The 2340-nt window shown below is 42.0% G+C and carries 2 protein-coding genes; both read left to right on the top strand.

Annotated elements, in window-relative coordinates; genetic code table 11:
- Window positions 1–136: 136 nt before the first annotated feature.
- Window positions 137–1114, top strand: a complete 978-nt coding sequence (locus HT671_RS10805) for a Gfo/Idh/MocA family oxidoreductase (RefSeq protein WP_138703345.1) — start codon at window positions 137–139, stop codon at window positions 1112–1114.
- Entirely contained in the window at window positions 1111–2193 is a 1083-nt protein-coding gene (locus HT671_RS10800) for a DEAD/DEAH box helicase (protein ID WP_138703344.1), read from the top strand. Before HT671_RS10805 ends, HT671_RS10800 begins: the two co-directional genes overlap by 4 nt.
- Window positions 2194–2340: the final 147 nt, after the last annotated feature.

Here is a 2340-nt window from a genome sequence, read left to right as displayed (position 1 = left end):
TAAGTGATAAAGTCGGGAGAAAGCTTTTCTTCAGAAGAAAGCTAATCGCTTATTTGAAATTTTTCCCCTCTGTTGGATAGTCCCGTCTATCTATGTTATAATAAAAGAAGGATTTAAAATCAGAAAAGGAGTATTTATGCTTAAATTAGGTATCATTGGCACTGGCGATATCAGCCACCACTTCATAGAAGCAGCCCATGCTAGTGGGAAATACCAGCTGGTCGCAGTCTATTCTAGGAAACTTGAAACCGCAGCAACCTTTGCTTCTCGCTATCAGGATATCCAACTATTTGATCAATTAGAAGACTTCTTCAAGAGCTCCTTCGATGTAGTCTATATTGCCAGTCCAAACTCCTTGCATTTTGCTCAGGCAAAGGCTGCCTTGTCTGCAGGTAAACATGTCATTCTTGAAAAGCCAGCTGTCACTCAGCCACAAGACTGTCCGGATTTGGTTCAAACAGCTGAAAAAAATCACTGTTTTATCTTTGAAGCAGCTCGTAATTACCATGAAAAAGCTTTCACTATCATCAAAAACTTTTTAGCAGACAAACAAATTTTGGGGGCAGATTTCAACTATGCCAAATATTCTTCCAAAATGCCTAACTTGTTGGCTGGGCATACGCCCAATGTCTTTTCAGAGCGTTTTGCTGGTGGAGCACTTATGGATTTGGGGATTTATCCTCTCTACGCTGCCGTTCGTCTCTTTGGAAAGGCTGAGGACGCAACCTACATGGCTCAACAGCTTGACAATAGCATGGACCTAAATGGAGACGGTATCCTCTTCTACCCTGACTTTCAAGTTCATATCAAGGCTGGGAAAAACATCACTTCCAATCTTCCTTGCGAAATTTACACAACAAATGGAACCTTGACCCTCAACACGATTGAGCATATTCGCTCAGCTATTTTTACCGACCACCAAGGCAATCAAGTCCAGCTCCCTATTCAACAGGCTCCTCATACGATGACTGAGGAAGTCACTGCATTTGCACACATGATTCAGCAACCAGACCAGACACTTTACCAGACTTGGCTGGATGATGCAGGCTCTGTTCATGAGCTACTATATACCATGCGCCAGACTGCTGGCATTAGATTTGAGGCAGAAAAATGAAAAGCAAACTACCTACTGAATGGCAAGAACTAAGTGACCAACTCGGTTTCCAAGAATTTACCCCCATTCAAACTCAACTATTTGAGCCCATTCTTGCAGGAGAAAATCTTCTAGGAGTAAGTCCAACAGGAACCGGTAAGACCCTAGCTTACCTCCTACCAAGTCTTCTCAGACTACAAAAGAAAAAAGCGCAGCAACTCTTGATTCTAGCACCAAATACAGAGCTTGCTGGACAGATTTTTGATGTATGTAAAACGTGGGCTGAGACTATCGGCTTGACTCCCCAACTCTTCTTATCAGGTTCGAGCCAGAAACGCCAGATTGAACGCCTAAAAAAAGGACCAGAAATTCTGATTGGAACTCCTGGACGTATCTTTGAACTCATTAAATTGAAAAAAATCAAGATGATGAATGTGGAAACCATCATCCTGGATGAATTCGACCAATTGCTAGATGATTCTCAGATTCACTTTGTTGAGAAAATCACTCACTACGCACCGCGTGACCACCAACTGGTCTACATGAGTGCCACGACTACGTTTGACCAAGAAAAGATTGCGCCAAACACACGTACCATTGATCTCTCTGACCAAAAACTGGATAACATCCAACATTTCTATATGCAGGTAGACCAACGTCACCGAGTGGATATGCTACGAAAACTAGCTCATGTGGAGGATTTCCGCGGTCTGGTCTTCTTTAACAGCCTATCAGACCTTGGAAGTGCAGAGGAAAAATTACAGTATCGGGATATCTTGGCTGTTTCTCTCGCTAGTGATGTTAATGTCAAATTTAGAAAAGTCATCTTAGAAAAGTTTAAAGACAAGCAACTAACCCTGCTTCTAGCAACAGACCTTCTGGCACGTGGAATTGATATCGATAGCCTAGAATGTGTCGTAAACTTTGATATTCCTAGAGATATTGAAACCTACACTCACCGTGCTGGCCGTACTGGCCGTATGGGCAAGGAAGGTTATGTTATCACTCTCGTCACTCATCCAGAAGAACTTAAAAAACTTAAGAAATTTGCGAGCGTACGTGAAATTGTCTTGAAAAATCAAGAACTCTATATTAAATAAAGCCCCATCGCTCTATACACATCCAGTGTATGGAGCTTTTTATAAGCAATTCAATTTTATACTCTTCGAAAATCTCTTCAAACCGCGTCAGCTTCGCCTTGTCGTATGTATGGTTACTGACTTCGTCAGTCTTATCTGCAACCTCAA

Source organism: Streptococcus sp. 2741, assembly GCF_013276315.1.
GTDB lineage: Bacteria > Bacillota > Bacilli > Lactobacillales > Streptococcaceae > Streptococcus > Streptococcus pseudopneumoniae.
Note: the sequence above shows the minus strand (reverse complement) of the source record. Positions and strands in the feature narration are given on the sequence as shown.